The 26,208-nt window shown below is 55.0% G+C and carries 27 protein-coding genes; 12 read left to right on the forward strand and 15 right to left on the reverse strand.

The window, feature by feature from the left end:
- Positions 1 to 29: 29 nt before the first annotated feature.
- From mnmE to CRO33_RS24605, 6 genes are all read right to left on the reverse strand, one after another.
- Positions 30 to 1,394, reverse strand: a complete 1,365-nt coding sequence (mnmE, locus tag CRO33_RS13150; protein ID WP_097118426.1) for a tRNA uridine-5-carboxymethylaminomethyl(34) synthesis GTPase MnmE — start codon at positions 1,392 to 1,394, stop codon at positions 30 to 32.
- A 141-nt stretch (positions 1,395 to 1,535) separates the two neighbouring features.
- Positions 1,536 to 3,182: a membrane protein insertase YidC gene (gene yidC, locus CRO33_RS13155; RefSeq protein ID WP_038643953.1), complete on the reverse strand. Its 1,647-nt coding sequence runs from the start codon at positions 3,180 to 3,182 to the stop codon at positions 1,536 to 1,538.
- A 2-nt stretch (positions 3,183 to 3,184) separates the two neighbouring features.
- Entirely contained in the window at positions 3,185 to 3,442 is a 258-nt protein-coding gene (gene yidD, locus CRO33_RS13160; RefSeq protein WP_007893564.1) for a membrane protein insertion efficiency factor YidD, read from the reverse strand.
- On the reverse strand, positions 3,406 to 3,765 hold the full coding sequence (gene rnpA, locus CRO33_RS13165) for a ribonuclease P protein component (protein ID WP_034830013.1): 360 nt from the start codon (positions 3,763 to 3,765) through the stop codon (positions 3,406 to 3,408). The genes yidD and rnpA overlap by 37 nt, the downstream gene beginning before the upstream one ends.
- Positions 3,766 to 3,779: 14 nt before the next feature.
- Positions 3,780 to 3,920 carry a 50S ribosomal protein L34 gene (gene rpmH / locus CRO33_RS13170; RefSeq protein WP_000831330.1) on the reverse strand — a complete coding sequence of 47 codons (141 nt, stop codon included), beginning with the start codon at positions 3,918 to 3,920 and terminating at the stop codon, positions 3,780 to 3,782.
- A gap of 191 nt (positions 3,921 to 4,111) precedes the next feature.
- A complete protein-coding gene (locus CRO33_RS24605; RefSeq protein WP_166933364.1) occupies positions 4,112 to 4,288 on the reverse strand; it encodes a hypothetical protein in 177 nt (58 codons plus the stop codon).
- Positions 4,289 to 4,520: 232 nt separating this feature from the next.
- Between CRO33_RS24605 and dnaA the strand changes: the two genes are divergently transcribed.
- The 4 genes from dnaA (at position 4,521) to gyrB (ending at position 10,718) form a co-directional block, all read left to right on the forward strand.
- Positions 4,521 to 5,921: a chromosomal replication initiator protein DnaA gene (gene dnaA, locus CRO33_RS13175; protein WP_097118427.1), complete on the forward strand. Its 1,401-nt coding sequence runs from the start codon at positions 4,521 to 4,523 to the stop codon at positions 5,919 to 5,921.
- Positions 5,922 to 5,926: 5 nt separating this feature from the next.
- The gene (gene dnaN, locus CRO33_RS13180; RefSeq protein WP_034830010.1) at positions 5,927 to 7,027 is read left to right on the forward strand and encodes a DNA polymerase III subunit beta; all 1,101 of its coding nucleotides are present in this window, start codon (positions 5,927 to 5,929) and stop codon (positions 7,025 to 7,027) included.
- A gap of 179 nt (positions 7,028 to 7,206) precedes the next feature.
- Entirely contained in the window at positions 7,207 to 8,292 is a 1,086-nt protein-coding gene (recF, locus tag CRO33_RS13185; protein WP_034830004.1) for a DNA replication/repair protein RecF, read from the forward strand.
- A gap of 17 nt (positions 8,293 to 8,309) precedes the next feature.
- Entirely contained in the window at positions 8,310 to 10,718 is a 2,409-nt protein-coding gene (gyrB, locus tag CRO33_RS13190) for a DNA topoisomerase (ATP-hydrolyzing) subunit B (protein ID WP_034830003.1), read from the forward strand.
- Positions 10,719 to 10,765: 47 nt separating this feature from the next.
- On the opposite strand, the gene CRO33_RS13195 is transcribed toward gyrB, so the two are convergent.
- Both CRO33_RS13195 and CRO33_RS13200 read right to left on the reverse strand, forming a co-directional pair.
- Positions 10,766 to 11,071, reverse strand: a complete 306-nt coding sequence (locus tag CRO33_RS13195; RefSeq protein WP_038643950.1) for a helix-turn-helix domain-containing protein — start codon at positions 11,069 to 11,071, stop codon at positions 10,766 to 10,768.
- A complete protein-coding gene (locus CRO33_RS13200) occupies positions 11,064 to 11,420 on the reverse strand; it encodes a type II toxin-antitoxin system RelE/ParE family toxin (protein WP_097118428.1) in 357 nt (118 codons plus the stop codon). The genes CRO33_RS13195 and CRO33_RS13200 overlap by 8 nt, the downstream gene beginning before the upstream one ends.
- A gap of 204 nt (positions 11,421 to 11,624) precedes the next feature.
- Here CRO33_RS13200 and yidA point away from each other — a divergent pair, with 204 nt between their 5' ends.
- From yidA to CRO33_RS13235, 7 genes are all read left to right on the forward strand, one after another.
- On the forward strand, positions 11,625 to 12,434 hold the full coding sequence (gene yidA / locus CRO33_RS13205; protein ID WP_034830000.1) for a sugar-phosphatase: 810 nt from the start codon (positions 11,625 to 11,627) through the stop codon (positions 12,432 to 12,434).
- Between the two features lie 453 nt (positions 12,435 to 12,887).
- A complete protein-coding gene (locus tag CRO33_RS13210; RefSeq protein ID WP_034829999.1) occupies positions 12,888 to 13,586 on the forward strand; it encodes a FadR/GntR family transcriptional regulator in 699 nt (232 codons plus the stop codon).
- Positions 13,583 to 14,458 (forward strand): 2-dehydro-3-deoxygalactonokinase, encoded by an 876-nt coding sequence (locus CRO33_RS13215; protein ID WP_097118429.1) that lies wholly within the window; start codon positions 13,583 to 13,585, stop codon positions 14,456 to 14,458. The genes CRO33_RS13210 and CRO33_RS13215 overlap by 4 nt, the downstream gene beginning before the upstream one ends.
- On the forward strand, positions 14,442 to 15,059 hold the full coding sequence (locus CRO33_RS13220) for a 2-dehydro-3-deoxy-6-phosphogalactonate aldolase (RefSeq protein WP_045833469.1): 618 nt from the start codon (positions 14,442 to 14,444) through the stop codon (positions 15,057 to 15,059). Before CRO33_RS13215 ends, CRO33_RS13220 begins: the two co-directional genes overlap by 17 nt.
- A complete protein-coding gene (gene dgoD, locus CRO33_RS13225; protein ID WP_034829995.1) occupies positions 15,056 to 16,204 on the forward strand; it encodes a galactonate dehydratase in 1,149 nt (382 codons plus the stop codon). The genes CRO33_RS13220 and dgoD overlap by 4 nt, the downstream gene beginning before the upstream one ends.
- Before the next feature lie 297 nt (positions 16,205 to 16,501).
- Positions 16,502 to 17,794, forward strand: a complete 1,293-nt coding sequence (locus tag CRO33_RS13230; protein ID WP_097118430.1) for an MFS transporter — start codon at positions 16,502 to 16,504, stop codon at positions 17,792 to 17,794.
- A gap of 272 nt (positions 17,795 to 18,066) precedes the next feature.
- Positions 18,067 to 19,329: a DUF3748 domain-containing protein gene (locus CRO33_RS13235; RefSeq protein ID WP_097118431.1), complete on the forward strand. Its 1,263-nt coding sequence runs from the start codon at positions 18,067 to 18,069 to the stop codon at positions 19,327 to 19,329.
- Here the strand turns inward: CRO33_RS13235 and CRO33_RS13240 are convergent.
- Complete coding sequence (locus tag CRO33_RS13240) at positions 19,307 to 19,654, reverse strand: YceK/YidQ family lipoprotein (protein ID WP_097118432.1); 348 nt, start codon at positions 19,652 to 19,654, stop codon at positions 19,307 to 19,309. The genes CRO33_RS13235 and CRO33_RS13240 overlap by 23 nt on opposite strands.
- Before the next feature lie 277 nt (positions 19,655 to 19,931).
- Here CRO33_RS13240 and ibpA point away from each other — a divergent pair, with 277 nt between their 5' ends.
- Positions 19,932 to 20,348 carry a small heat shock chaperone IbpA gene (ibpA, locus tag CRO33_RS13245; RefSeq protein WP_034830093.1) on the forward strand — a complete coding sequence of 139 codons (417 nt, stop codon included), beginning with the start codon at positions 19,932 to 19,934 and terminating at the stop codon, positions 20,346 to 20,348.
- A gap of 56 nt (positions 20,349 to 20,404) precedes the next feature.
- Here the strand turns inward: ibpA and CRO33_RS13250 are convergent, their stop codons facing one another.
- From CRO33_RS13250 to CRO33_RS13275, 6 genes are read right to left on the reverse strand one after another with little or no spacing between them, the layout of a single operon-like run.
- Positions 20,405 to 21,310, reverse strand: coding sequence for an EamA family transporter (locus tag CRO33_RS13250; protein WP_097118433.1), 906 nt, complete (start codon positions 21,308 to 21,310; stop codon positions 20,405 to 20,407).
- 23 nt (positions 21,311 to 21,333) lie between these two features.
- The gene (locus tag CRO33_RS13255) at positions 21,334 to 21,834 is read right to left on the reverse strand and encodes a YbaK/EbsC family protein (RefSeq protein ID WP_097118434.1); all 501 of its coding nucleotides are present in this window, start codon (positions 21,832 to 21,834) and stop codon (positions 21,334 to 21,336) included.
- A gap of 27 nt (positions 21,835 to 21,861) precedes the next feature.
- On the reverse strand, positions 21,862 to 22,662 hold the full coding sequence (locus tag CRO33_RS13260) for a 2OG-Fe(II)-dependent halogenase WelO5 family protein (RefSeq protein ID WP_097118435.1): 801 nt from the start codon (positions 22,660 to 22,662) through the stop codon (positions 21,862 to 21,864).
- Positions 22,663 to 22,667: 5 nt separating this feature from the next.
- A complete protein-coding gene (locus CRO33_RS13265; protein ID WP_097118436.1) occupies positions 22,668 to 23,378 on the reverse strand; it encodes a class II glutamine amidotransferase in 711 nt (236 codons plus the stop codon).
- Positions 23,366 to 24,643, reverse strand: coding sequence for an ATP-grasp domain-containing protein (locus tag CRO33_RS13270; protein ID WP_097118437.1), 1,278 nt, complete (start codon positions 24,641 to 24,643; stop codon positions 23,366 to 23,368). Before CRO33_RS13270 ends, CRO33_RS13265 begins: the two co-directional genes overlap by 13 nt.
- A 17-nt stretch (positions 24,644 to 24,660) precedes the next feature.
- Positions 24,661 to 26,127 (reverse strand): hypothetical protein, encoded by a 1,467-nt coding sequence (locus CRO33_RS13275; protein WP_097118438.1) that lies wholly within the window; start codon positions 26,125 to 26,127, stop codon positions 24,661 to 24,663.
- Positions 26,128 to 26,208 lie beyond the last annotated feature (81 nt).

A 26,208-nucleotide genomic window follows, 5' to 3' on the forward strand; every position in this document is an offset into this window, starting at 1 on the left:
AAACAATGATGGGGGAAACAGGGTAAAGACTACTTACCAATACAGAAGCTGGAGAAAATCCTGCCGAGCAGGTCGTCGGAGGTGAACTCACCGGTGATCTCGCTCAGTGCTTGCTGCGCCAGACGCAGCTCTTCCGCCAGCAGTTCACCGGCCCATGCACCCAGCAGCTGGTCTTTGCCCTGCTGTAAGTGAGTGGCAGCTAACTCCAGCGCCTGCAGATGGCGTCGGCGTGCCAGGAAGCCACCTTCCATATTGCCAGAGAAGCCCATGCTCTGTTTTAGATGGTCGCGCAGTGCATCCACGCCCTCCCCAGTCCGCGCAGAGAGACGAATCAGTGAGTGATCATTCACTTCTGTCAGACCCAGCACCTCACCGGTCATATCGGCTTTGTTACGCACCACAGTAATCGGCAGTTGTGCCGGTAAACGTGCGACAAAATCAGGCCAGATTGCGGCCGCTTCGGTGGCATCGGTGGTGGTGCCATCCACCATAAATAGCACGCGATCGGCTTGCTCGATTTCCTGCCAGGCGCGTTCAATTCCAATTCGCTCAACTTCATCACTGGCTTCACGCAGCCCCGCAGTATCGATGATGTGCAGCGGCATGCCGTCGATATGAATATGCTCACGCAGCACGTCACGCGTGGTGCCAGCGATATCGGTGACAATCGCGGCTTCACGACCGGCGAGGGCATTCAGCAAGCTGGATTTACCGGCATTAGGACGACCAGCAATCACCACTTTCATTCCTTCGCGCAGCAGGCTGCCCTGACGCGCTTCGGCGCGCACGTTATCTAGATCGCCGATCACCGCATTAAGCTGACCTTCGATTTTGCCGTCAGACAGAAAATCGATCTCCTCATCCGGGAAGTCGATAGCGGCCTCCACGTAGATGCGCAGGTGAGTGAGTGCTTCCACGAGTGTATTGATGCGCAGGGAAAATGCGCCTTGCAGTGAATTCACGGCGGAACGCGCGGCCTGCTCTGAACTGGCGTCGATCAGGTCGGCGATCGCTTCCGCCTGCGCCAGATCGAGTTTGTCGTTGAGGAACGCCCGTTCGGAGAATTCACCCGGCTGAGCGATGCGTACACCCGACAGCGCCACGATGCGTTTCAGCAGCAGATCCAGAATAACCGGGCCGCCGTGACCCTGCAGCTCCAGCACATCTTCGCCGGTGAAAGAGTGGGGGCCTGGAAACCACAGCGCAATCCCTTGATCCAGCACGCTGCCATCCGCATCGTTGAATGGCAAGTAGTCGGCATAACGCGGTTTCGGCAATTTGCCGAGCACGGCTTGCGCGACGTCAGCGGCTTTGGCGCCGGAAATACGCAGAATGCCGACGCCGCCACGGCCGGGAGGTGTCGCCTGGGCAACGATAGTATCGCTGTGGCTCATGATTCTCTCTCTTACCCGTCATACTTCAAGCTGCAGCGGCGTTGGCTGCGCTCGAATTATTCAGGGTACAAATTTTGAAAAAAAACAGGGCGACATAAATGCCGCCCCTTGAGTATACGCTGCTGCTGTTGCAGTCAGACGTTACGCTTTCTTCTTGTCGCGGCTGTGCAGACCACGTTTTTCCAGCCCGCGATAAATCAGCTGCTGCTGGAGGATGGTCACCAGGTTACTGACGATGTAGTACAGCACCAGACCCGCAGGGAACCACAGGAAGAACACGGTAAAGATAACCGGCATGTAGGTCATGATCTTCTGCTGCATCGGATCGGTCACGGTGGTCGGTGACATCTTCTGGATGAAGAACATGGTGATACCCATGATAACCGGCAGAATGTAGTACGGATCCTGCGCGGAAAGGTCATGAATCCACAGAATGAACGGTGCATGACGCAGTTCAATCGAACCTGACAGCATGTAGTACAAGGCCAGGAAGATAGGCATCTGGATAACCAGCGGCAAGCAACCACCCAGCGGGTTCACTTTCTCTGCTTTGTACAGCGCCATCATTTCCTGGCTCTGCTTCTGCTTGTCATCGCCCAGACGCTCACGCATTGCCTGAATCTTCGGCTGCAGCATACGCATCTTCGCCATGGAGGTGTACTGCGCTTTAGTCAGCGGGTACATGATGCCACGAACGATGAAGGTGATAACGATAATCGAGAAGCCCCAGTTACCGATAAAGCTGTGCAGGAACTTCAGCAGCTTAAACAGTGGCTGAGAGATGAACCACAACCAACCGTAATCCACGGTCAGATCCAGGTGAGGCGCGATAGCGGCCATCTTGTCCTGGATTTCTGGCCCCAACCACAGGGTCGCGCCCAGGTCTTGCTGTGCGCCTGCTGCCACGGTCACCGGTGAAGATTTATAACCGATTGCCGCAACGCCGTTACCGAGGTTGCTGGTGTACAGGGTGTTGTTACCCTGAGTACGCGGCACCCAGGCGGTAGCGAAGTACTGCTGCAGCATCGCCACCCAACCATTGCTGGTGGTGGCGTTCAGGTTCTCGTTATCCGCGATGGTATCGAATTTGTATTTTTCGTATTTCGCTTCGCTGGTCGAGTACGCTGCGCCACGGAAGGTGTGCAGGGCAAAGTTGTTGCTGCCGGTATCACGATGCTTCGGCAGATCAATGGTCTGCTTCAACTGACCGAACATCGACACTTCCAGCGGCTGCTGCGAGGCGTTATTGATGTTGTAGTCAACGTTAACCGCGAAGTCGCCACGCTTGAACACGAAGGTTTTGGTATAAACCACACCTTTTTCATCGGTCCAGGTCAGTGGTACACGCAGCTCGGTCTGGCCATCGGCCATCTCGAAGTGATCCTGAGTGGTGGTGAACAGCGGACGAGCGCCATTGTTCGGGTTATCCGGGCCATTACGACCGGTTAAGCCACTTTGCGCCTGATAAACGAAGGCGGGGGTGGTTTCCAGCAACTGGAACGGTGCGTCTGAACCCAGTTTGTCCGGGTAAGTCAGCAGCTGTGCCTGCTCAATATCGCCACCGCGAGTATTGATGCTGAGTGACAGGACATCAGTCTTAACGGTGATCGTTTGGCCCTGACCGCTAGCCGGCACGCCGGAAGAGGCGGCATCACCCGCTGCGCTGCTTGTGTTCTGCGTGGTCTGAGTCTGCTGTGGCTGCGGAGCGTGGTCCGTCTGCCAGGCTTGCCAGATCATAAAAGACACGAACAGAAAAGCGATGAGAAAGAGATTGCGTTGCGAATCCATCGTTAATGTTCTCTGGTATCAAAGGTTTTTGGCGGCACAGGATCGTCACCACCCGGGTTCAAAGGGTGGCATTTTAATACGCGTTTTATCGTCAACCAACTACCTTTTACGACGCCGAAACGGCGTAATGCCTCAATCCCATACTGCGAGCAGGTGGGATGGAACCGACAATGAGGTCCAAGTAGTGGGCTGATGGCGCGTTGATAAACGCGTATCAGGGCGATCAGGAGCCGCGAGCCAGGCGACAGTGACGACGCCATAATTTCTCCAACGCTTCCGTTAACGCACGGTTATCGAGGTCAGCAATCCCCTTTTTCGCCACGATGACAAAATCCATCGCAGGCAGCTCATGTTGGCGCAGACGAAAGCTTTCGCGGGTCAATCGCTTGATCCGGTTGCGTTCATGGGCGCGTTTCACATGCTTTTTGGCGACGGTAAGACCGATGCGGGGATGCCCCAGCGAGTTAAGGCGGCCGAGGATGGTGATTTGCGGCGTACCGGCTCTTTGTGGCTGCTGGAAGACGAAAGTGAAATGAGTGGGAGTTAACAAACGTAACTCCCTGGGAAATGCGAGCTTAACCACGAGGGTTAGCTTTATTACTTAGAAACGGTCAAACGAGCACGGCCTTTAGCACGACGACGTGCCAGAACCTGACGACCATTTTTTGTTGCCATACGAGCACGGAAACCGTGTGAACGGTTGCGCTTCAGTACGGACGGTTGAAAAGTGCGTTTCATGGCGATTTCTACCTAAACTTGAAAATTTTCACTGGGTGACGCGTTTTCGGGCCAGTAAATCGACCTACGCCTCAATGTGTCTTTAATAAAGAGGCGGGATTGTAATAATTGTACAGTCCAGAGTCAATTTACTTCGCAGTTCGCGGCACCTGGAAACCAGATACAGCCCGCTGATTCCGGGCATCAAGGCTTCACGCAATAATGCCGGGTGGGGAATTATACGGGCTATAGGGTAAAGCGCAAGGATCGCGCAGGATCTTCTTGCGATCAATTTGCAGATTTATTGCGCGGAAACGAGAGGCGACCAGAAAAATTGCCTCTTTCAGCAAGATCACCGCTCGCTTTTTCCACAGAAAGCGTAAACTCATTAGCGCTTCACTAGCCTGTGGATAAATTGGATCAAAACTGTGTAGAAAGGGAAGATCTCTGTGCCGCTTTGCGCTATGATCCGCCCTTCCGCTGACGATCCTCACTGCGATCGCCAGGGATGACTACCGCGGATAGCGGTCGCAGGCGCTTTCTGATCGCCTGTGTCAAAAAAGACAGTTTCTATTATTAGCGCCTGAAATTCTTATCGATTTTGTACGAGTGGAGTCCGCCGTGTCACTTACGCTTTGGCAACAGTGTCTTGCCCGTTTGCAGGATGAGCTTCCTGCCACCGAATTCAGCATGTGGATTCGTCCGCTGCAAGCTGAATTAAACGACAATACGCTGACCTTGTATGCACCAAATCGGTTTGTACTCGACTGGGTTCGGGATAAATATCTCAATAGTATTAATGGGCTGCTGAATGAATTCTGCGGTCCGAATGTGCCTTTGCTGCGTTTTGAAGTGGGCACGCGCCCGGCTGCGCAGGTTGCAACCAGCCAGCCAGCCATGGCGGCTTACAGTACCCCTGCTCCTGTTGAAAACCGTCCTGCTCCGGCGCAAATCTTGCGTCCAAGCTGGGACTCAGTGCCCGCCCCGGCGGATGTCACCTATCGCTCAAATGTGAATAACCGCCATAACTTCGATAACTTCGTTGAAGGTAAATCTAACCAGCTGGCGCGCGCGGCGGCACGTCAGGTGGCGGATAATCCTGGTGGGGCTTACAACCCGCTCTTCCTTTATGGCGGAACCGGTTTAGGTAAAACTCACCTGTTACATGCAGTGGGAAATGGCATTATTGCGCGCAAGCCGAATGCCAAAGTGGTTTACATGCACTCAGAACGTTTTGTGCAGGACATGGTAAAAGCGCTGCAGAACAACGCCATTGAAGAATTTAAGCGTTATTACCGCTCCGTCGATGCACTGTTGATCGATGACATTCAATTCTTTGCCAATAAAGAGCGCTCGCAGGAAGAGTTTTTCCATACCTTTAACGCCCTGCTGGAAGGCAATCAGCAGATCATTTTGACCTCGGATCGCTATCCTAAAGAGATCAATGGTGTTGAAGATCGCCTGAAGTCGCGCTTTGGCTGGGGATTAACCGTCGCGATCGAGCCGCCTGAGCTGGAAACGCGTGTGGCGATCCTGATGAAGAAAGCGGATGAAAACGATATCCGCCTGCCGGGAGAAGTCGCCTTCTTTATTGCCAAGCGTCTGCGCTCCAATGTGCGTGAGTTGGAAGGGGCGCTGAACCGCGTCATCGCCAATGCCAACTTTACCGGCCGCGCGATCACCATCGATTTCGTGCGCGAAGCGCTGCGGGATTTGCTGGCGCTGCAGGAAAAGCTGGTCACCATCGATAACATCCAGAAAACGGTGGCCGAATACTACAAGATCAAAGTCGCGGATTTACTGTCGAAGCGCCGTTCGCGCTCGGTGGCACGTCCGCGTCAGATGGCAATGGCAATGGCGAAAGAGTTGACCAACCATAGCCTGCCGGAAATTGGCGATGCGTTTGGTGGCCGCGATCATACCACCGTGCTCCATGCCTGCCGTAAAATTGAGCAGTTGCGTGAAGAGAGCCACGACATCAAAGAAGATTTCTCTAACCTCATTCGAACATTATCTTCCTGACGCATATGAAATTTATTGTAGAACGTGAGCAGTTGCTGAAACCACTGCAACAGGTTAGCGGCCCGCTTGGTGGACGCCCGACCTTACCGATCCTCGGAAATTTACTGTTGCAGGTGAGTGAAGGCGTACTGCGTCTGACCGGCACCGATTTGGAAATGGAGATGGTGGCCCGCGTTGCATTAACGCAGCCCCACGAGCCCGGTGCGACCACCGTGCCCGCGCGTAAATTCCTCGATATCTGTCGCGGTTTGCCAGAGGGGGCGGAAATTAGCCTGACGCTGGAAGGTGACAGAATGCTGGTGCGTTCTGGCCGTAGCCGTTTTTCCTTATCGACGCTGCCCGCCACTGACTTCCCTAATCTGGATGACTGGCAGAGCGAGGTGGAATTCACCTTGCCGCAGGCCACGCTGAAACGTCTGATCGAAGCGACCCAGTTCTCAATGGCGCATCAGGATGTGCGTTACTACCTCAACGGCATGCTGTTTGAGACTGAAGGTGAAGAGTTACGCACCGTCGCTACTGATGGTCACCGTCTGGCAGTCTGCTCCATGCCGATTGGCCAGGCGTTGCCTAACCATTCGGTGATCGTGCCACGTAAAGGTGTGATTGAATTAGTCCGTTTGCTTGATGGCGGCGAGACTCCGCTGCAGGTACAGATCGGCAGCAGCAACATTCGCGCCCACGTAGGTGACTTTATCTTTACCTCTAAGCTGGTTGATGGCCGTTTCCCGGATTATCGCCGCGTATTGCCGAAAAACCCGGACAAAGCGCTGGAGGCCGGTTGCGATCTGCTGAAGCAGGCGTTTGCCCGTGCAGCGATCCTCTCTAACGAGAAGTTCCGCGGCGTTCGCATCTATATCACCGAAAATCAGCTCAAGATCACCGCTAATAACCCAGAACAGGAAGAAGCGGAAGAGATGCTGGATGTGTCGTATAGCGGCACTGAACTGGAGATCGGCTTTAACGTGAGTTACGTGTTAGATGTGCTGAATGCGCTGAAATGCGAAAACGTGCGTTTGCTGCTGACCGATTCGGTTTCGAGTGTGCAAATTGAAGACGTTGCCAGCCCAGCGGCGGCATACGTCGTCATGCCAATGCGCTTGTGATTTTATAGCGGGCTAACTTACTCGCTATTTTGCCCCCGGGCAGTGCTCGTCCCTGGTCACATACTTCAGTATGCTCCCAGGGACTGCGCGCTGGCCGTGAGCAAACTAGCTTCGCCGTTAACGCCCTCGATGGCAGGGTTAGGTGAAAACCACTTCTTAATGCGCAGCTGGATTCGTTCATGGCTTTAACCCGCCTCCTGATTAAAGATTTCCGCAACATCGAGCAGGCCGATCTCACGCTGGCACCAGGCTTTAATTTCCTCGTGGGTGCTAACGGCAGCGGTAAAACCAGCGTGCTGGAGGCTATCTACACCCTCGGACATGGCCGCGCATTTCGCAGTTTGCAGGCTGGACGCGTCATTCGTCACGATCAGGATGCGTTTGTCCTGCACGGACGAATTGAAGGCAGTGAGCGCGAATTGGCCGTGGGGCTGACCAAAAATCGCGCCGGTGATAGCAAAGTGCGCATCGACGGCAGTGACGGTCATAAAGTGGCGGAGCTGGCGCAATTGCTGCCGATGCAGTTGATCACGCCGGAAGGGTTTACTTTGCTCAACGGCGGCCCCAAATACCGTAGAGCCTATATTGATTGGGGATGCTTTCACTCCGCACCCGGTTTCTTCAATGCCTGGAATAATCTACGGCGTCTGATGAAACAGCGTAACGCCGCGCTGAGACAAGTTTCGCGTTACAGCCAAATTCGCCCGTGGGATCAGGAACTGGTGCCGCTGGCCGAACAGATTAGCCAGTGGCGAGCCGAGTACAGTGCGGCGATCTCGAAAGAGATCATCGCTACCTGCAGTCAATTTTTACCAGAGTTTGAGTTGTCGTTTTCGTTTCAGCGCGGCTGGGATAAAGAGAGCGACTTTGCCGAACTGCTGGAACGTAATTTCGAGCGCGATCGCGCGCTCACCTATACCGCCAGCGGCCCGCACAAAGCGGATTTTCGCATCCGTGCGGAAGGCACGCCGGTGGAAGATTTACTCTCACGCGGTCAATTAAAGCTGCTGATGTGTGCACTGCGTTTAGCGCAGGGCGAATATCTGACGCGCAGCAGCGGACGTCGCTGTTTGTACCTGATTGATGACTTTGCCTCGGAGCTGGACGATTCGCGTCGTCGGTTGCTGGCCGAGCGCCTGAAAGCCACGCAGGCTCAGGTATTTGTCAGCGCCATTGGTGTCGAACATGTAATCGACATGAGTGACGAAAAGGGCAAGATGTTCCGCGTGGAACAGGGTAAAATAGCGGTTCAACCTGAAGATTAAATGAGCGAGAAACGTTGATGTCGAATTCTTATGACTCCTCAAGTATCAAAGTCCTTAAAGGGCTTGATGCGGTACGCAAACGCCCGGGTATGTATATCGGTGATACCGATGACGGCACCGGTCTGCATCACATGGTATTCGAGGTCGTGGATAACGCAATCGACGAAGCGCTCGCGGGTCACTGTAGTGACATCGTCGTCACCATCCATGCGGACAATTCTGTGTCTGTTCAGGATGATGGCCGTGGTATTCCGACCGGCATTCACCCGGAAGAGGGTGTGTCTGCGGCAGAAGTGATCATGACCGTGCTGCACGCCGGCGGTAAATTCGACGATAACTCGTATAAAGTGTCCGGTGGTCTGCACGGCGTGGGCGTGTCAGTGGTTAACGCCCTTTCGCAGAAGCTGGAACTGACCATTCGCCGCGAAGGTAAAGTGCATCAGCAGATTTACCAGCACGGTGTGCCGCAGGCACCGCTGGCGGTATCCGGTGATACTGAAACCACCGGTACACGCGTCCGTTTCTGGCCGAGCTACGAAACCTTCACCAATGTGGTGGAGTTCGAGTATGACATTTTGGCGAAACGCCTGCGTGAACTCTCCTTCCTGAACTCGGGTGTTTCTATCCGTCTGGAAGACAAGCGTGACGGCAAGAGCGACCACTTCCACTACGAAGGCGGCATCAAGGCGTTTGTTGAGTACCTCAACAAGAATAAAACCCCGATTCACCCAACCGTGTTCTATTTCTCTAACGAGAAAGACGGTATTGGTGTGGAAGTCGCGCTGCAGTGGAACGATGGTTTCCAAGAAAACATCTACTGCTTCACCAACAACATTCCACAGCGCGATGGCGGTACGCACCTTGCGGGCTTCCGTGCGGCAATGACGCGTACGCTGAACGCTTATATGGACAAAGAAGGCTACAGCAAAAAAGCCAAAGTCAGCGCCACCGGTGATGATGCGCGTGAAGGCCTGATTGCTGTGGTCTCGGTGAAAGTGCCGGATCCAAAGTTCTCCTCACAGACCAAAGACAAACTGGTCTCTTCTGAGGTGAAATCCGCGGTTGAGCAGCAGATGAACGAACTGCTGAGCGAATACCTGCTGGAAAACCCGTCAGACGCGAAAATCGTGGTTGGCAAAATTATCGATGCCGCGCGTGCACGTGAAGCGGCGCGCCGCGCCCGTGAAATGACCCGTCGTAAAGGCGCGCTGGACTTGGCTGGTCTGCCGGGCAAGCTGGCTGATTGCCAGGAACGTGACCCAGCGCTGTCTGAAATCTACTTAGTGGAAGGGGACTCAGCGGGCGGCTCTGCCAAGCAGGGACGTAACCGTAAGAACCAGGCGATCCTGCCGCTGAAAGGTAAAATCCTCAACGTGGAGAAAGCGCGTTTCGACAAGATGCTCTCCTCTCAGGAAGTGGCGACGCTGATCACCGCACTCGGCTGTGGTATCGGACGCGACGAATACAACCCGGACAAACTGCGTTATCACAGCATCATCATCATGACCGATGCCGACGTCGATGGCTCGCACATCCGTACGCTGCTGTTGACCTTCTTCTATCGTCAGATGCCGGAAATTGTCGAGCGTGGTCATGTGTATATTGCTCAGCCGCCACTGTACAAAGTGAAGAAAGGCAAGCAGGAACAATACATTAAAGATGACGAAGCGATGGATCAGTACCAGATCGCTATCGCACTTGATGGCGCAACACTGCACACCAACGCCAGCGCACCGGCGCTCGGCGGCCAGCCGCTGGAAAATCTGGTGGGTGATTTCAACAGCACCCAGCGCATGATCAAGCGTATGGAACGTCGCTTCCCAACGGCAATGCTGCGTGGCCTGATCTACCATCCAACCCTCAGCGATCTCAGCAATGAAGCCGCAGTTAAAGGCTGGATTGAAGGTTTAGTCGCATACCTGAGCGAGCGCGAAGCGCACGGCAGCAGCTATATGGCGCACGTACGCACCAACAGCGAACTGAACGTGTTCGAGCCGGTATTGCGTGTGCGTACGCACGGCGTTGATACCGACTATCCGATGGACAGCGAGTTCATTGATGGACCGGAATACCGTAAAATCTGTGGTCTGGGCGAGCAGCTGCGCGGCCTGATTGAAGAAGATGCGTTTATCGAACGTGGCGATCGCCGTCAGCCAGTGACCAGCTTCGAGCAGGCAATTGAGTGGCTGGTGAAAGAGTCGCGCCGTGGTCTGTCAGTCCAGCGCTATAAAGGTCTGGGCGAGATGAACCCAGAGCAGCTGTGGGAAACTACCATGGATCCAGACAGCCGCCGCATGCTGCGCGTCACCATCAAAGACGCCATCGCGGCTGACCAGCTGTTCACCACGCTGATGGGCGATGCGGTTGAACCGCGCCGCGCCTTCATCGAAGAGAACGCGCTGAAAGCCGCTAACATCGATATCTGATGTGAACAAAAAAACCCTTCCATATCTGGAAGGGTTTTTTTAGCTGTTTAAACCCGAATTGTTCTGCCTACGGATCCATCCGGCATTTCAATCAACAAGCTGAGTTTTCCACCCATCGCCTCAATATAACGTTTAATGGTAATCAGGCGTTGATCGGCTCCCGCTTGTTCAATCTGTGTAATACGAGGTTGCTTCACCCCCATCGCTTCAGCTACCGTTTTTTGTGACAGCTCTAACTCCTCGCGCAATAACTGCAATCCGGTTTCCAGGATCAGCTCATCAGCCATTTGCTGAATATCTGCACGTTCAGACGCAGAAAAAGCATCATTCAAAAAGTCTTTAAGGTCAGTCATTTGCTTTACCCTCCAGGGCCGCCAAATGGCAGGCAAAAATCTCATCGGCAAATACAATCATGTGCTGATAAAAATGCTTATCACCCGTTTTATCTCCTGCACATAACACGATAGCTTTACGCTGAATATCGAACGCATAGAACGCGCGTATAGGGCGACCCGCATATTGCACCCTAAGCTCTTTCATATTGTGAAAGCGCGACCCGCTCACCGTGTCCGCGTAGGGACGGGGCAGCATTGGGCCATAATGCTGAAGGTTTAATAACGCTGCAGCGACACGTTTTCTTAAGCCACTATCTTGCTGGAGCAACCATTCCTTAAATGGTTCAGTTAATTGGACCTGCCACATAACGCAATCTCCATATAAGTGATTGCTTATATGAATTTATAAGCAATAGCTTATATAGTCAAGTCGCATCCCGATTGTAAAAGATCAAGTCGTTAACGTGGAAGCGGCAACACAAACTAACCATGCCGTGCGTTGCCGATTAACTGGTCAATGTGAGCTGAATCGCGCTAGCATTAAACAAACTCTGACTTAACCGAGGATGTTATGGCGATAAAATTGATTGCGATCGATATGGACGGCACGCTGCTCAACCCGCAGCACGAAGTGACGGCGGCGGTGAAATCGGCGATTGGTCGTGCGCGTGATAAAGGCGTTTCCATTGTGCTGGCGACCGGTCGTCCGTTGGTGGGCATTGAGCGCTATCTGATGGAACTCGATATGCAGCAGCCCGGCCAGTATTGCATCAGTAACAACGGTGCGCTGGTGCACAGCGCGGATAGCGGCGATGTGGTGGCAGAAAAAACGCTGAGCTTTGATGACTATCTTTATCTGGAACAGCTGGCGCGCGACCTCGGCGTGCATTTCCAGGCATTCGACAAATCTTTCCTCTACACGCCAAATAAAGACATCAGCGAATATACCATCCATGAAGCCAGCCTGACCGGCATTCCGGTTCGCTACCGAGCGGTAGAAGAGATGGACCCGGCCACTCGCTTCCCGAAACTGATGATGATCGACAAGCCACATTTGCTGGATAAAGCGATTGCTGGCCTGCCTGCGCGTGCCCGTGACAGCTACACCATCCTGAAAAGTGCGCCGTACTACCTCGAAATTCTCAATCCACTGGTCAACAAAGGCTACGGCGTGAAAATGCTGGCGGACAAACTCGGCCTGCAGCAGTCGGAAGTGATGGCGATTGGCGATCAGGAAAACGACCTGGCGATGATTGAGTACGCGGGAACCGGCGTGGCGATGGGTAATGCCATTGATTCAGTCAAAAACATTGCGCAGTTCGTGACCAAAACCAATATGGAAGATGGCGTCGCGCATGCCATTGAAGAGCTGGTGCTGTAATCCTTTCTTTTGCGGGCAGCGTGCTGCTGTCCGCCTCTCTGAATTCATTCTGCAAATGTCCATCGGTCGCCATCAATGCCGACACGACGAATGATCGTTACGGTTTCCGTGAAGCAGCTATTCATACTTCATAAATGATGAACCCGCGAACGATCAGTCTCGTTTCCACCCGGTGCGCATTGCTTCACCATGAATGATCACCCAACGAGCGAGCTTCTAAGTTTCTGCCTGGGGCACACTGATCCGTCATAAGTGATGCCCCAACTCACACTCAGCTTGATTTAATCGGGTGCACATTTATGCGTCGATGAATTGTCTATTATGTGATCCCGATTGTAGTACAACTTACTTAGTTAGTACTACAATCTGCGTCGTGACGTGAGGTGTCTGTTAGTTTTCACGCGTCGAAAGCAGTAATCTGATGGGCTACCGTCTTTCACTGAATGGAACATCATGACGCAAGAACAATTAAGCAAAACTGAGCGCATCATCCTGACGCTGGGTGAAGAAATTGTAGCAGGGAAGTATGTGCCGGGCGCCGCGTTGCCCGCCGAAGCAGAGTTGTGTGAGCGCTTTGGCACCTCGCGAAACATCATCCGCGAAGTATTTCGCTCGCTGATGGCAAAGCGGTTGATGGAAATGAAGCGTTACCGTGGCGCCTTTGTCACCCCGCGCAATCAGTGGAATTACCTCGACAGCGATGTCCTGCAATGGGCACTGGCGCACGATCAAGATCCCAGGCTGATTGCCGCCATGAGTGAAGTGCGCGTGCTGGTGGAGCCGCAGATTGCGCGCTGGTCGGCGGAACGCGCGACCTCCAACGATTTGGCGGCGATTGAGCAGGCTTATAACGACATGGTTGCCCATCATCTCGATCGGGAAGCATTCAATGAGGCGGATATCCGCTACCACGAAGCGGTGCTGGCTTCGGTGCACAATCCGGTATTGCAGCAGCTTAATGTGGCGATCAGCCAGTTACAGAAAGCGGTGTTTGCGAAAACCTACATGGCGGATTCCGGCAACATGCCGCGCACCTTAGCCGAACACAAGGCGCTGTTTGATGCCATCCGACATCAGGATGGTGATGCGGCGGAGCAGGCGGCAAAAGCGATGATCGCCAGCTCCACCGCCCGACTCAAGGAGATTATGTGACCAGCTATATCGCGATTGATTGGGGTTCAACCAATCTGCGTGCCTGGCATTATCAGCAGGGTAACTGCGTTGATGAGCGCCGGTCAGAAGCGGGCGTCACGCGTCTTGGCGGACGCACGCCTGCAGAGGTCTTTGCCAGTGTGACAGACGGCTGGCCAGTGAATGATGTGCCGGTGGTGATGGCGGGCATGGTCGGTAGCAATGCAGGCTGGCTTACGGTGCCTTATCTGGCCTGTCCTGTGGCACTGGATCAACTCAGCAGCCGCCTGACCCGCGTTGAAGATAAAGCGTGGATCGTGCCGGGATTGAGCGTCGAACGTGCTGACAACTACAACGTGATGCGCGGTGAAGAGACACAGTTGCTAGGTGCCTCCGCGCTGCAACCCGCTATGCAGTATGTGATGCCTGGCACGCATGCCAAATGGGTGCAGGTGGAGCAGCAGCGTGTGCAGGATTTCCGCACGGTGATGACGGGCGAACTGCATCATCTGCTGCTGAAACAGTCGCTAATCGGTGCGGGTTTACCCGAACAGGAAGAGAATGCCGCCGCTTTCCGTGAGGGCTTAGCGGTCGGCAGCCACGACGCATCGATCCTTTCCCGGCTGTTTGAAGTGCGTGCTTCTCATGTATTGGGCGCACGCGATCGCCGCCATATCAGCGATTTCCTATCCGGCCTGCTGATTGGTCATGAAGTGGCGCTGATGACGCAACACGCGGATCGCCGCCAACCGATCATCATTATTGCTGGAAATGCGCTGGCGCAGCGTTATCAGCAGGCGCTGCAATTTATCGGCATGGATTCAGTCACCCTGGAAGGCGACCGCGCGTTCCAGCATGGAATAAGGAGTATTGCAGATGACCTGGCACACTAAATTGCCATTGATCGCCATCCTGCGTGGCATCACGCCAGACGAGGCCGAAGCGCACGTGGGTGCCCTAATCGAAGCGGGTTTCGATGCCATTGAGATCCCGCTGAATTCCCCGGAATGGGCCAAAAGCATCGGCGCGATGGTGCAGACTTTCGGCGATAAAGCGCTGATCGGTGCGGGCACCGTGTTGCATCCGGCACAGGTCGATGAACTGGCCACGCTTAACAGCAAGCTGGTGGTGACGCCGAATACCGATGCGGCAGTCATCCGTCAGGCCGTGGCGAAAGGGATGATTGTTGCAGCGGGTTGCGCCACCGCCACCGAAGCCTTCACCGCACTGCAAGCGGGCGCCCAGGCGCTGAAAATCTTCCCATCGTCGGCGTTTGGTCCGGGCTACATCAAGGCCTTGAAAGCGGTGCTGCCGCCGGAAGTGCCGGTGTTTGCGGTGGGCGGCGTGACGCCAGAAAACCTGCATGAATTTTTGGCCGCGGGCTGCATTGGCGCAGGTTTGGGCAGCGATCTCTATCGCGCTGGCCAGCCGCTGTCGCGCACTGTGGAGAAAGCTCGCGCATTTATTGCTGCTTATAAGGATGCTGTACGATGAAAATTACCAAACTGACCACTTATCGCCTGCCGCCGCGCTGGATGTTCCTGAAAATCGAAACCGACGAAGGCATCGTTGGCTGGGGCGAACCGGTGATTGAAGGGCGCGCGCGCAGCGTCGAAGCGGCTGTGCATGAGCTGTCGGAATATCTGATTGGTCAGGACCCGGCACGCATCAACGATTTGTGGCAGGTGATGTATCGCGGTGGATTCTATCGCGGTGGTCCGATTTTGATGAGCGCCATCGCCGGTATCGATCAGGCATTGTGGGATATCAAAGGCAAAGCGCTGGGCGTGCCGGTGTATCAACTGCTTGGCGGTCTGGTGCGTGACAGCATCAAGGCTTACAGCTGGGTGGGGGGCGATCGTCCGGAAGAAGTGGTCGACGGCATCAAGAAACTGCGCAAGATTGGCTTCGACACCTTCAAGCTGAATGGATGCGAAGAGATGGGCATTATCGACAACTCGCGCAAAGTGGATGCAGCGGTGAATACCGTGGCACAGATTCGCGAAGCCTTTGGCAAAGAGATTGAGTTCGGCCTCGATTTCCATGGCCGCGTCAGTGCGCCAATGGCGAAAGTGCTGATCAAAGAGCTGGAGCCTTATCGTCCGCTGTTCATTGAAGAGCCGGTGCTGGCGGAACAGGCGGAATATTATCCGCGTCTGGCGGCGCAAACTCATATTCCGATTGCCGCAGGCGAACGTATGTTCTCGCGCTTCGAGTTCAAACGCGTGCTGGAAGCGGGTGGCCTGGCGATTCTGCAACCGGATCTGTCGCATGCGGGCGGTATCACTGAGTGCTACAAAATTGCCGCGATGGCAGAGTCTTACGATGTAGCGCTGGCACCACACTGTCCGCTCGGCCCAATCGCGCTGGCTGCCTGCCTGCATGTCGATTTCGTTTCACGCAACGCGGTGTTCCAGGAGCAGAGCATGGGCATTCACTATAATCAGGGTGCTGAACTGCTGGATTACGTCATCAATAAAGATGATTTCAAAATGGATGATGGTCACTTCTATCCACTGAATAAACCGGGTCTCGGCGTGGAAATTAACGAAGAGCTGGTGATTGAAAGAAGTAAGAATGCACCAGACTGGCGTAATCCATTATGGCGTTTCCCAGACGGAACGGTCGCTGAGTGGTAATACTCGTCATAATTTAAGCGACAGATGCGTTGGCTGTGCTTACTCACCTTAAGTAAGCTCTTGGGAGTGTATTCCCATGCCACCATTCTGCACGTCGAATTATTTAGGGTATAAGAATTTATAAAATCTTTTAGATAAAGATATGCCGGTGAAATAAGGCATAGGGCCTCGCTCAGCCTTTTTCCCGGCAAATGACATTTACCGCCTGTGCGGTTTTACCTTCACTATCCTTACCCTGCATTTGTAGCGGCGGGCATCTTCGCGCCTCAACTACAAATATGATTACGGAGACACACCATGGATCTCTCTGCTGTTCAGGCCAAACCCACCCGGCGTCGTTATATTACGCTGCTGATGATCTTTATTACGGTGGTGATTTGCTATGTCGACCGCGCTAATTTAGCGGTGGCCTCTGCGCATATTCAGGAAGAGTTCGGCATCAGTAAAGCGGAGATGGGATATGTCTTCTCTGCCTTTGCCTGGTTATATACGCTATGCCAGATTCCCGGCGGCTGGTTCCTCGATCGCGTCGGTTCCCGCCTGACCTATTTTATTGCCATCTTCGGCTGGTCGGTCGCCACGTTATTCCAGGGTTTTGCCAGCGGATTATTATCGCTGATTGGCTTGCGTGCCATCACCGGCATCTTTGAAGCACCCGCGTTCCCGACCAACAATCGTCTGGTCACCAGCTGGTTCCCGGAGCAGGAGCGTGCCTCTGCCGTGGGCTTTTATACCTCGGGTCAGTTTGTCGGTCTCGCTTTTCTCACACCGTTGCTGATCTGGATTCAGGAACTGTTGAGCTGGCACTGGGTGTTCATCATCACAGGCGGCATCGGCATCATCTGGTCGCTGGTGTGGATCAAGTTCTATCAAGCCCCAAGCCAGAGCAAAGGTATCAACCAGGCGGAACTGGACTATATCCGTGAAGGGGGGGCGATGGTGGACGGCGATGCTCCCGCGGCAAAAAAAACGTGCATCAAACTCACCGCCGCCGACTGGAAACTGGTGTTCCATCGCAAGCTGTGCGGCGTGTACCTTGGGCAGTTCGCTGTTACCTCTACGCTGTGGTTCTTCCTGACCTGGTTCCCGAACTATCTGACGCAGGAAAAACACATCTCCGCGCTGACAGCAGGCTTTATGACCACCGTGCCGTTCCTCGCCGCCTTCTTTGGTGTGATTCTTTCTGGCATCGTGGCCGATCGTCTGGTGCGCAGCGGGCGTTCCCTTGGTTTTGCGCGTAAGACGCCGATTATCTGTGGATTGCTGATCTCTACCTGCATCATGGGTGCCAACTACACCAACGATCCGGTGTGGATTATGACGCTGATGGCCATCGCGTTCTTCGGCAACGGCTTCGCCTCTATTACCTGGTCGCTGGTGTCGTCGCTGGCGCCGGTTCGCCTGATCGGTTTAACCGGTGGAATGTTTAACTTTATCGGTGGATTGGGCGGCATCACGGTACCGCTGGTGGTGGGCTATCTGGCACAGGATTACGGCTTTGCCCCGGCGCTGGTGTATATCTCCGCCGTGGCATTGGTTGGTGCGCTCTCCTATATCCTGCTGGTGGGGGATGTGAAGCGGGTTGGGTGATCGATAACGTGCGATAAATGGCACCGCTACAACGCCCTGCGATGCGTAGCGGCGCCATTCATTGCGTGTCTGTTCACGATTTATCACGCAATCTGTCAGCCATTCATTGCGCGATCTGTTCATGATTAATCGCGCAATCTATCACTCATTCCTGACGTGATCGATTCGTATTGAATTGCGCCAACTGTTCGCAAATTATTGCGCTGTGACTGCTGCACCTCACCCCATAATCGCGTACTTTGTTCGGCAACTGTTGGATGTAAGGTTGCCTCATGTCAGAAAAACAACTCACCTTTGCACAGCGTCATCATCAGCTCACCAATATCAACGTCTGGACCGCGGACAGCCAGTGGCTGGCGTTTGATGTTCGTCCGTCGGGCGCGTCCTTTACCAGCCTGACCATCGAACGCGTCAACGTCGCGAGCGGTGCGGTCGAGGTGCTGTATCAGGCACGCGACGGTGCGCATGTCGGCGTGGTGACCGTCAGCCCGGATCTGCCGCCGCGCTATGTGTGCATTCATGGCCCTGAGCATCCCGATGCACACTGGCATTATGATTTCCATCATCGTCGCGGCGTCATTATGCAGCAGGGCAATGCGGAAAATCTCGATGCCTGTGACATTACCGCACCTTATACGCCCGGCGCATTGCGCGGCGGCTCGCATGTGCATGTATTCAGTCCAGACGGATCGCGCCTCAGCTATACCTATAACGACCATGTGATGCATGAAAAAGATGCGCGTGAGGATCTGCGTAATGTCGGTGTAGCCGTACCGCTGCATCCGGTGTGTCCACCTAAACAGCATCCCCGTGAATACGATGGCAGCCATTACTGCGTGCTGGTGAGCCAAACCACGCGCGATCCCCAGCCGGGCAGCGATCAGATTGACCGCGCTTATGAAGAGGGCTGGATTGGCGAGCGCGGATATCAAAAACCAGATGGCAGCTGGCAGCGTTGGGCGCTGGCGTTTATCGGTGATACGCGTGCTGCCAACGGCGATAAAGTGCCGGAAGTGTTTGTGGTGGATTTGCCCGAGGCGCTGAGTGATTACGCCAAACCCGGTGCATCACCGTTACAGGGCACGGCGGATAAACTGCCTGCACCGCCTGCCGGTGTGCAGCAGCGCCGCATCACGCACAGTAAAGGGTTAGCATTGCAGCCACGTCACTGGCTGCGCGCGTCACCGGACGGCAGCACCATCGCTTTCCTGATGGCGGATGAGCAGGGCGTTGTACAGCTGTGGCGTGTGTCGCCTAACGGTGGTTCACCGCGTCAAATCACGCGGCTCAGCAGCACTATTCAGTCGGCATTCAGCTGGCAGCCGTCAGGCGAGGCGATCGCCTTTATTTGCGATAACAGCGTGATGCGCTGTGATGTGGCGACCGGGCACTGCACGCGCTTAACCAAACGCAGCGAGCAGCCGCCTTCCGGTGATGCGGTAGTGTGGTCACCGGACGGCAAACAGATCGCTTATTTGCGGGAAATTGAGGGCTGGCGCCAGCTGTTTTGCGTCAGTGCGACGTCGATAGCATAGCGGCGGCAGTCGCCAGGCTGGCGTCAGTGCCAGCCAATTTTTCGCTTTGCAGCACACGGTCATGCGCCGAATCTTTGTCAGTGCGGAAGTAATCCCACGGCAACAGAATCGTATCCAGTACGGCGGAGAAGGGCAGATCGATCACCGCCAGCGGCTTTATCGCCCAGCTGGTATTGTCATCGGCAATCATATCTGCGCTGGCGCGAGTGCCGGGATAATAACCCTGGCTGGCGCCAGTGTGAGACATGACGCTGGAGCAACCCGAAGTAGTCAAAACGCCGCAGACCAGCAGGCCGGTGAGCGGAAAGCTTTTCATCATTTTCATTTCATCATCCCTACAGCCATCACTTCTGGCTGGAGTGTGTCTCCTGCTGCAGCAAAGCTCTGTGGCGATGTCATGCAATGCAGGCGAAGAATTTCTGAGTGTATGCTATTTCGTCAAAATTGCTGTAAAAAAATACGCATTGCCCTTGAAAGCGATCAAAGCGCACCCATTTTTACTTCACGGTCGCGTTGCTGTTGCCGACAGGGACAGCAGCGGGCCGCACAACCTGTCCATGGTGGAAGGTTGCCAAAACTTGCTGATTTTCAGGAGTCTTTTTATGCGTAACTTTGATCTCACTCCGCTTTATCGTTCTGCTATTGGTTTCGACCGTCTGTTTAGTCTGCTTGAGTCCAATCAGAACCAGGCCAATGGTGGCTATCCTCCGTACAACGTTGAGCTGGTGGATGAAAACCACTATCGCATCACCATTGCCGTTGCGGGCTTTGCCCAGAGCGAGTTAGATATTACCTCACACGACAATGTGCTGATTATTCGCGGTGCGCACCCCGAAGAGCAACCGGAGCGCAAATACCTGTATCAGGGTATCGCCGAACGTAACTTTGAGCGCAAATTCCAGCTGGCCGATCACATCGTGGTGCGCGATGCGCGTCTCGAACTGGGCCTGCTGAGCATCGATCTGGAACGCATTGTTCCTGAAGAAGCGAAACCGCGCCGCATTGAAATCCTGAATTAAGGATATTGTGTTGAGAAGAAAACGCCGCAGAAATGCGGCGTTTTTGTTTCTGCGGATCAGGTGCGCACCCATAATCGCTGACTCACCATCCCGCCGAACACGTTCACCAGCAGGCCGAGAATAATCACTGACGCACCGAGAATTTCCTGCGCTGACAGGGTTTCGTCGAGTACCAGCGCAGCGCTAAGAATGCCCACCACGGGCACCAGCAGTGACAGCGGCGCCACGCGCCAGGTCTCATAGCGTCCGAGCAAATTGCCCCAGATCGCGTAGCCGACAATAGTGGCTATAAACGCGAGGTAAATCAGCGCCAGCACCGTCTGCAACGAGATATTCAGCAGGCTGGTGACGATTGCTGCTTCGCCATCAAACCACCATGAGCAGGCGAAAAACGGCACTACCGGCACCAGTGCACTCCACACCACCAGCGACATCACCGGCACCTTACGATTACGCAAAATGATCTTGTTGGTGATATTGCCCAGTCCCCATGACAGCGCCGCCGCCAGCGTCAGCATCATGGTGGTGAGCGTAATCCCAGCGGTGGTTTGGCCCTGCATGCCCGCCGTTGCCAGCATAAACATGCCAAGTGTCGCCACCAAAATTCCGGCGATGTGGTTCCAGCGCAGTTTTTCCGCCAGCAATAAAGCCCCCAGCAGCAGCGTAAAGAATGCCTGCGCCTGTAACACCAGTGAGGCCAGTCCTGCTGGCATGCCGAGTTTGATCGCCAGAAACAGGAAAGCGAACTGACCAAAGCTGATAGTCATGCCGTACACGATCAGCCAGCGCAAAGGGATCTGCGGCCGCTTCACAAAGAAGATAGCCGGGAACGCCACCAGTGCAAAACGCAATCCCGCCAGCAGAAACGGCGGCATATCGTGCATACCCAGTTTGATCACCACAAAATTCACGCCCCACGCCACCACTACGCACAGGGCTAACATCATATCTTTTACTGACATACTCGTTCCTTACTACAGCCGTTTCAGGCAGTCGCCGTCATCGGAGTGGCAATGTCTGCACAACAGTCATCGCCGATAACACGAAAAAAATCATCCACATTCAGCGCCATGGAACGCTCCAGCGCGCCGGCGTTAAACCACAGCGTGCCGACATCACGCAGGCGCGCATCGACGCGCAGCGCCAGTCGGTCATCAAAACTAAAGGGCGGCACCGCGCCCATCACACACTGCGTCAGTTCCTGTGCTTTCTCTGGCGCGGCAAAGCTCGACTTCTTGCCACCAATGGCGCGTGCGGCACTTTTGAAGTTGATCTTGCAGTCGCCCGGCACTATCGCCAGCAGGTAACGCGCATCGGCACCGTCAGGCATCGTCACTTCCAGCACCATCGCTTTGGCCGCCTGATTGAGATCGTTGCCGCGAATGCCGCTGATCACATCGGTCTGACCGATGGCCTCATGCTCCATCACGCGATAGTCTGCGTGGTGTTGATCCAGCAGGGCGGTGATTTTTTCATAGGTATTCATCTTCATCTCCTCGTCGAAGGCCCGGTATTAACTCCAGGCAATGGCGTGCTTCATTTTTTTGTCGGTCAGGCCAAAGAAAAAGCCCATGGTGATGCGCGTGTCGCCTTCCACGCGATCAATCTCGTGATAAAAAGCCGGATTAAACAGGTAGATGTCGCCGCTGCGTGGGGAGAACTCACACGCCTCGCTTTGCTCAATCACGCCAGTCTGATAGCCGAGTTCACCTGGCGTTTTGAAGCGCTCATCCACCGGATGCCACTTCTTGTTGAATATCCGCAGTTCCCCGCCCGCGTGACACTCCTGCAAACAGACCACACAGCTCAGTTGATGCAGGATGTGGGTGACGGCCAAACCACTGCCCGCGGCATCGCGTACGATGTTGTCGTTATGCAGTGGATTGGCGACGCCATTGGCATGAAAGCGCACAATCGAACCCGCGTAATCGCCCAACTCCGGCTCGCGGGCAGTGTGCAGACTCTCCAGACGCAATGAGTGCTTCACCCAGTTGTAAACCTGATCGCGCAGGCAGTGCAGTGACGCTGGCAGTGCTGGCTGGATGTCGCGCAGCTCGGTGAAGTAATTTTCGGGTGCGCGAGTGTGTTTAGCCAGATAGGGGCCGAGCGTGGTCAGTGCGCCATTTGGATAGCGCGAGACGCGCACCTGATCGCGGCACTGTTGCAGATCGTCCACCACCGCTTCGCGCACTTCAGGCGTCAGGAAATTGCGCAGCACCAACAGCGGCACGCGCGCGGTCACGATGTCATCCAGCCAGGTGCTTTCGACGAACATTTTTGGATGGATAACGCGTATCTGATTGAAAATGGCCATGCTGATCACTCCCCAAGTGGAAATTCATGAAGTTCATGGTTGTTCATGCGACGCCAGTCAGACGCCGTGCCCAGTGCAGCAATAGGTTCAGAAGAGATAAAAGTGGTGCTGTTATTTTGATAATGATGCAACGTGAAATAGTCAGGATAAGGGGTGTCATCGGGATGCCACTGCCACGCCCAGGCTTTATCCCGGGTGACAAAAATCGCATTAGCCGCACTGCCACCCGGTGACACGCGCGCCATCTTGCTGCGCAGGTAGTCACAGGTAAAATCGGCAGGCGTCACCTGATCGACGATATATTCAAGGTATTCGGCGGAGTCAAAGCGCGATTCCGCCATGCCCAGTTGCGCATAGACCGTGGGTAAAAAGCCGTTGTGCATCATGTACCACTGTGTCGCGCCGCTGGTGCGCCACAGCGGATGGGAAAACTCGATGCCGTGATTTTTGCTCAGCGTGGCGTGGCGTACATGTACCGCCAGAAAACGACTGTGACGCAATGCATCAACATCAATACCGGGCAGCGCATCAGCAAAGGTGCCAGTGCCATGCAGGGTGCGAATCTTTCCCTGATCCAGCCACAAACAGCCCCAGCCATTAGGGTGCTGTTTGATCGGGCCGTCATGCGTGGCGGTTTCGCCACAGCTCATGGCGCGTGCGGCGTCCAGTACCGCTGCCGCATCAAACTGACCGCTTGCCAGAATCATTCTGCACATAGAAGATCTCTCCGGGGGGCTAAGGACGGAACGTCGAGAATCTGCTGGAACACCGCTAACACATCGTCACGGCTGTCTGCGGCAAGACGGAAGGTGGCGAGGATACCAGCATGACGGGTGAGGTCGGCGTAGAGCGAGGATCGCGGCGAGACGGCCAGCGCGGGCAGATTGAGCGGTGGCAATAGTTGACCGCGCTGATGTTGGGCGATCCAGCGTTCCGCTGCGTCATATTGCAGGCGCTGACGCAGGCGCAGGCGACCAATGGCCTGGGCTTGCTTAGGGAAGTGCAGCACCGGCAAACCCCGTCCGGCTTCAATCTGAAACGCTACCTCCGCCCAGTTAATGCCGGTGACTTCCTCGACCAGATTCACCACGCCCATGCCCGATAAGCGGAAGCCCATTTCGAGGAAGTGCGGTTCACCGTTCACCATAATAAAATCGATGTGGAAGGCGCCCTGGCGATAGCCAAAGGTCTCACAGCAAAAGCTCATCAAACTGGCAAAGGCCGCAGGCAGCTGTTGTGCAGCCATCGCCACATGGCCGGATTCGTAAAAGCTGATACAGCCTTCTGCATCGATGTGGTGCTCGATCACCTTTTGACAGCAGGTCAGCGCCACCGCGTGTCCGTTATCCACCACACCTTGTAGTGAATACTCGTCGCCCGGCAGCCAGCTTTCGACAATAAAGCCGCTAAAGCCGCGCCCGCCGTAGTTCATGGTCTCCACCAGCTTGCCGATCACCGCATCGAGCTGGCTGGCCTCTTCCACCAGCCAGATCCCTAATCCGCCGCCGCCATCCACCGGTTTGATCACGCAGGGATACAGCAGTGCATCACGCGCGTCACGAATGCTCAGCGGTGAGGCAAAGAAGCGAAACTCTGGCTGTGGAAAGCGTGGCCAGGCTTTACGCAAGGCCATGCGCTGTGCGTACTTATCCGGCGGAATAAAGCAAGGTCCGGCATCCGGCCCGGCCAGCAGTTCGCGTACGCGACCGGCGCTGGCGTTGTAGGCTTCAAAGCCTGCCAGCACTACCTGAGGATGTTCCAGTAAGCCCGCGCGCAGACAGGCCTGTAACACATCCCACGGATTTTCCGGGCGATCGAGACGCACAATCAGATCGAACGGCAGCTGAATGCTCAAGCTTTGATAGTCGACAAAGTCGCCCATCTCCGCCAGCACGGTAAAATAGCCTTCGCGTTTTGCCACTGCGCAGTACGGATTTTGCCCGTCACGCGTGGCGCCAATCTGCAGGAAAATCTTTCTCATCGCGTCGCCTTACCGGGTTAACGCCCGGAGATCACTTCAGTGACGATGTCTTGCAAGGCACCGTTGTTGACCTGAATCACTGCTTTGTGGGGATCGAAACGCAGCACGCGTGAGAGCGCATCGCCGCGCGTGCCATCCAGCAGCGTATTGACCTGTGCACTGCGCCAGCACTGGCGCATCTGTGCAATCGTCAGGCCGGAGAGCTGCTCCAGCTGCTGTGCCAGCAGCAAATCATCGCTATCGCCGCATAGCAGTGCCCGCACCGCCTGTTCATCAGGCGCCTGATCGAGCTGTTGTAGCCAGACATTGAGCTGTTGGCCTTGCGCGATAAACGGCGAATAGATCATGCACACCAGCTGGGTTTCGTTGAGGCCAAACGCCTGTTCGGCAAACTGCGCTGCACGCTGGCGAGCGCGTTCAATCGCCGCATCGTCCTGATAACGCGCCGCCATTTCCGCAATCAGTTGCGGCGGGAAATCTTTCTTCTCCATCAGGCCGAGCGCAAAGCGCACATATTCGCGAATGCCTTCGGCGTAGCTACGCTGCATCAGCGTCTCCGCTCGCAGACCGCGAATATGTGCCATTAACGTCGGGTTGCCGCAGTCCGATTCAGAGAAGCTGAACATCAGCTCATCAAAGCGGAAGTGCATGAACTCGGTGAGTAGCGACCAGTGCGCACCCGCTTCATAGGCGGTGTCCTGATAGATGTTGAAGAACAGCGGATCGCGTGCCAGCTGCCAGGTGATGCGATGGGCCGGGGTAACCTGCTCGGCGCCGTAAATGTCGGCGAAATAGCGTTCTGCCACGCCATCCAGGGTTTGCAGGAAGCCGCTAAAGCCGCGTGATTTGTCGGCAACGGGCGCATCAAACAGGCGTGAAAGATGACGAGCCCAGGCGAGGTAAGCGGTCTGCTCCTGCGGCGAATCACCGGTGATGATCACATCCACGCCGCCCTCGTAGTGCGCGGCAAGGCCAAACGAGTTCACCATGCTGAGGTTGCAGGCGTTACAGAAAGTGGAGCGCGCATCGGCACGAAAGCGATGGCCATTCATCAGCACATCGTTGCGATTCTGCTGGCGCACGCTGTCGGGCATCGGCAGATGACGTTCAAAGTGGCGGATTTGCAAGCCATCAGTCACCAGGCATTCGGTAAAGTCATCACCCGGAATGTGCAGTGCACGATATACACGGTCGATATTTTCCATCACGCTGTCGTTCATCGCCGCATGACGATTGGTGCTGATGCGCAGCTGGAAGGTGCTGCCCTGCTGCTGCCAAATCAGCCCCTGAATGTAGCGCACATACGCCACCATGTAGCTGCTGTCTTTCCCGCCGCCATAGGCGAGTAGCACGCGATTGTTAGCGGGATTGTCGCTATCGGGTAGGTCGGCAAGTAAGCGTTGAGAACAGCGTTGAGCAGAATCGATAATCGCGGGCGTGAGATAACCTTCAATTTCTCTCATCATGGTGGACAGATTATTCATTTTTCACTTCATCCTTTGGCTAATAAAATCGCCGTTACCGTGCTGGCGGTAACGGGCAGGAAAAGGGGCCACGAAGTTGCA

The organism is Pantoea sp. GL120224-02, assembly GCF_900215395.1.
GTDB lineage: Bacteria > Pseudomonadota > Gammaproteobacteria > Enterobacterales > Enterobacteriaceae > Pantoea > Pantoea communis.